Consider the following 4,102-nt stretch of genomic DNA (forward strand, 5'->3'; position numbering starts at 1 on the left):
CCGTTGATCTGCAGGTTGAGCATGTCTTTCTCACCCCGCAACGTAGCGGCTTCGGTGGGGTCGATGTTGCCGGCCAGGCGTTTATCGATATCGCTGATCCGGTTGCTGCGCGCTTCTTTGAACATCATCGCGTATTCGGAACTGTTCAGCGGGCGGTAAGAGAATGATGACATGTTGTAGCCCGTGTAAGCGTTCAGGTTGACAACGGGCCTGGCGCCGAAAGATCCCTTCCTGGTAGTGATGAGGATCACGCCCTGCGCGCCGCGCGCACCATAGATGGCAGCGGAGGCTGCATCTTTCAGCACTTCCATCGAGGCGATGTCTTGCGGGTTGAGGTTGAACATGCTGAAGTTGGCATTGTCTCCCGCGGGGCCTGCGTCAATCACCAATCCATCGACTACAATCAGCGGATTGGAGCCGGTGCCGGTGACGTTGTTCTGGATCGTCTGCACCCCCCGGATCGTAAAGTTCGGCATGGAACCCGGCGTGGAACCGGTGTTGGATACCGACAATCCCGCCACGCGGCCCTGGAGCGCGGAGATGGGGTTATTGACCATGTTCTCCTCCGGCTTCAGCGCGCCAACTTTGCCGATGGAGCCCGACAGCTCCCGTTTCTGCTGGGTGCCGTAGCCTACCACAATCACTTCATTCAGGCGCGAACCGCCCGACTGCAGCGGCAATTGCAACACCATCGGGCTGCGGTCCTTCACAGGGAATTCCATCTGCTTATACCCCAGCGAAGTAATGACCAGCACTTCACCTTCTGCGGCGGAAACGCTGAACTGGCCGTCTTCGTTGGTAATGGCGCCCCTGCCCGTGCCTTTGACGATAACGGTGGCGCCGATAACGGGGTTCCCGTCATCACCCAGCACCCGGCCCTGCGCCATGAACGTGGTATCTGCTGCCGGTTGCGGCGCGGGCTGGATGAGGATTTTATTATCTACCTGGCGGAAGGAAAGTGCATGCGGGCTCAGCAGCTGTTCGAGGACGGCGGCGAGGTTGCGTTTGCCTTCGGGGAGGCTGAGATGACGGATGTGGCCCACGTCCGACTTGCGGTACATGAAGCGGAAGGCCGTCTGGCTTTCTATCTGCTTGAACGCCTCCAGCAGTGGCGCGTCTTTCAGCGACATGCTGACCGTCTGCCCGTCGACCCGCTGCGCTTTGGCGGTGGCGGCGGTGAGGATCTGGGCGGTGACGGCGATCAGTAAAAAAGACAATAACGAGATACGCATACATCGATACAGGAAAAGCGCTACGGGCAGCCTGGGGAAAGCGCGGACGCTTCCCGCTGCGAGTGCGGAAAAATTCATACTTTAGTGTTTGCAGGTGAATAAATGCCCGTTGACGCGGGCTTTTTACAATCTGGGGCCGTTGCGCAATTTCCCGTTGCGCAGGGCCGCGACCTCTGCTCCGGCAGAGGTTTTTTCGTTTACGGAGGCTGGCTGATAACTTTCATCCGGTGATTCTGGTTGTGCCGTTCGGTTACGGCCTGTAAATAATAACGGTCTTTTTGCTGCTGTCCAGCGTATATGATGCCTGGTTGAAGGCGCAAATGCTTTTGAGGGCCTGTTCCAGCGATTCGCCGCTGCCAAACGTTGTGGAGAAGCGTTGTTCGCGCAGGGCTTCGTCGGGAATGGCGATGCTGTAGCCGAAGCGGTCTTCGAGGAGGCGTGCGGCCTGCAGCAGGGTGACGTCGTCGAACAGGAGGTCCTGCTGCTGCCATTCGGGCGCCTGGCGGGAGGTTTGCTGGCGGGATTCGCCGGCGCTGTAAACGATTTGCTGGTGGGCGGTCAGCTCCCCGAGGGATTTCTTTTCATCTTCCACCCTTACCCGGCCTTTGAATACGGTAACGGTGACATCCCCTTCGCCGGCTGCCGCCACTTCGAAGGTGGTGCCCAGTACGGTGGTTTGCAATCCGCCTGCATGTACGACGAAGGGCTGGCCGGTTTGTTGTTCTACGGTGAAGAGGGCCTTCCCTTCCAGGTACACTTCCCTTTTATTTTTATTGGCGAAAGAACCGGGATACCGCAGTTTGCTGCCGGTGCTCACCAGCACGGTGGAACCGTCGGGCAGGGAGATGAGGTTGTTTTCAGCCTTCGGCTGGACAGACTGATCCGCAGCCGCCAGTCCGGGTGCGTCGCTGGCGGGCCTGATCAGCAGGAAAGCCGCCATGGCTGCACCGGCCAGTATAACCACCGCCGCGGCGGCGATCCAGCGCATGCGCACCGGAGCACGGCGGGCAGGCGCCTGTTGCGCGGCGATTTGTTGCAGGATGTGCTGGTGCATCCGGCCGGCGAGCTTTTCGCGTTCTTCCGGTGTGAGCAGCGGCGTAACGTCGGGCTGCGATTCGAAGGCGTCGTAGCTGGCGAGGAGGAAGCGCTCCTCTTCGGGCGAGGCGTTGCCTTCGCGGTATTTTTGCAGTATTTCGAGGAAATACGAGTGGTCCATATGAGTAAGACAACCCAAAAAGCATTTGCCCCATCCTGCCGGAAAATATTTTTACGGCAGTACGGACCAAAACATGGCGCCAAGGTTAGCCCTGAGCCTGGCGAGGGCTTTCCCCAGTTGGTTTTGGACGGTTTTGCGGGAGATGTTGAGGAGCGCGGCGATCTCGTCCGGGGAGGCGCCGTCATTGTAGCGCATGCGGAAGATCTCCTGGCGGCCGGGGGGCAGCGCGTCTACCAGGGCATGGTAGGACTTCAGCCATTGGTTGCGGCGGGCGAGCGCGTCGGCGCCTTCGCCGCCGGAAGCGGATTCAGCGAAGAGGTCTTCCATGGGCAGGAAGCGTTGCTGCGACTCGAGGAGGTTCAGTACGCGGTTGCGGACGGAGGTATGGATATAGGCGGGGAGATGAAGGATGTGGAGATCGGCGCGGCGGTTCCAGAGCTGGAGGAAGATGTCCTGTGTAACGTCCTGCGCGGCGGCGGGATCGTTGAGGCGTTTGAAGGCGGCATTGTACGCGGGTTGCCAGTAGCGTTGGTAAAGGGCGTTGAATGCCTCCATGCTGCCGTCTTTCAGCGAACGCAGCAGTTCCGCGTCGCCCAGGTCCTTATATGCGCCTGCGTCCCCCATGAATAATGTAGCCTGTCGGATAAAAATACGTTTTCTACCCCAACTGTGCACGATTATATTATTTTTGCGGAAAACAAGCATAACACAATGGATATTCAGCAACAGATCCAGGCTGCGTGGAACGACCGCAGCCTTTTGCAGCAGACGCAATATTCCGACGCCGTGAGATCAGTGATCGAAGCCGTTGACAAAGGCAAGCTCCGCGTGGCGGAGCCGGATGTATTTCGCGATCCAGCCGATGGAAACGATGGAAGTACCTCCTTTCGAGTTTTACGATAAGATGAAGCTGAAAACCAACTATAAGGAACTGGGCGTTCGCGTGGTGCCCCACGCTGTGGCGCGCTATGGCGCATTCATCGCGAAAGGTGCGATCCTCATGCCTTCTTATGTAAATATCGGCGCATATGTTGACGAAGGAACGATGGTGGACACCTGGGCAACCGTAGGTTCCTGCGCGCAGATCGGCAAGCACGTTCACCTGAGCGGCGGCGTAGGCATCGGCGGCGTGCTGGAACCCCTGCAGGCCAGCCCCGTGATCATTGAAGATGGTGTATTCGTAGGTTCCCGCTGCATCGTGGTGGAAGGCGTTCATGTGGAGAAAGAGGCCGTACTGGGCGCCAACGTGGTGCTGACGCAGTCGACCAAGATCATCGACGTGAGCGGTCCCGAGCCGATCGAATACAAAGGCCGCGTACCGGCCCGCAGCGTGGTGATCCCCGGCACTTACACCAAGAAGTTCCCTGCCGGCGAGTACCAGGTTTCCTGCGCACTGATCATCGGTCAGCGTAAAGCCAGCACCGACCTCAAAACGAGCCTGAACGACACCCTGCGCGAATTCAACGTTGCGGTGTAACAACAGTAACATACCTGATAAAAGCCGCGCTGGTCGCGGCTTTTTCATTTTCTATCAAACTTTTTCTTGTCAGAATTTGGAAATATTAAGAAACTACGTACATTTGCACTCCCTGACACAAAAAGGAATGCCCAGATGGCGAAATTGGTAGACGCACTGTGTTCAGGTCGCAGCGCC

General features: G+C 58.1%; 3 protein-coding genes and 1 pseudogene. 1 reads left to right on the plus strand and 3 read right to left on the minus strand.

Annotated elements, in window-relative coordinates; all coding sequences use genetic code 11:
• The 3 genes from Q0510_RS22940 to Q0510_RS22950 all read right to left on the minus strand — a co-directional run.
• On the minus strand, window positions 1-1,310 hold a 1,310-nt coding region (locus tag Q0510_RS22940), incomplete at its 3' end, for a TonB-dependent receptor plug domain-containing protein (RefSeq protein ID WP_298716978.1).
• 172 nt (window positions 1,311-1,482) lie between these two features.
• Window positions 1,483-2,448 carry a FecR family protein gene (locus Q0510_RS22945; RefSeq protein WP_298716981.1) on the minus strand — a complete coding sequence of 322 codons (966 nt, stop codon included), beginning with the start codon at window positions 2,446-2,448 and terminating at the stop codon, window positions 1,483-1,485.
• Between the two features lie 51 nt (window positions 2,449-2,499).
• Window positions 2,500-3,072: a sigma-70 family RNA polymerase sigma factor gene (locus tag Q0510_RS22950; RefSeq protein WP_298716984.1), complete on the minus strand. Its 573-nt coding sequence runs from the start codon at window positions 3,070-3,072 to the stop codon at window positions 2,500-2,502.
• An 87-nt stretch (window positions 3,073-3,159) separates the two neighbouring features.
• Here Q0510_RS22950 and Q0510_RS22960 point away from each other — a divergent pair.
• Window positions 3,160-3,925 (plus strand): annotated as a pseudogene (locus Q0510_RS22960) (2,3,4,5-tetrahydropyridine-2,6-dicarboxylate N-succinyltransferase).
• Window positions 3,926-4,102 lie beyond the last annotated feature (177 nt).

Origin of the sequence: uncultured Chitinophaga sp. (assembly GCF_937874145.1) — a bacterium.
GTDB lineage: Bacteria > Bacteroidota > Bacteroidia > Chitinophagales > Chitinophagaceae > Chitinophaga.

Bases quoted from the DNA above. Each gene is read 5' to 3' on its own strand.
- Q0510_RS22945 (WP_298716981.1), bottom strand. From the start codon at position 2,448: ATGGACCACTCGTATTTCCTCGAAATACTGCAAAAATACCGCGAAGGC.
- Q0510_RS22950 (WP_298716984.1), bottom strand. From the start codon at position 3,072: ATGGGGGACGCAGGCGCATATAAGGACCTGGGCGACGCGGAACTGCTG.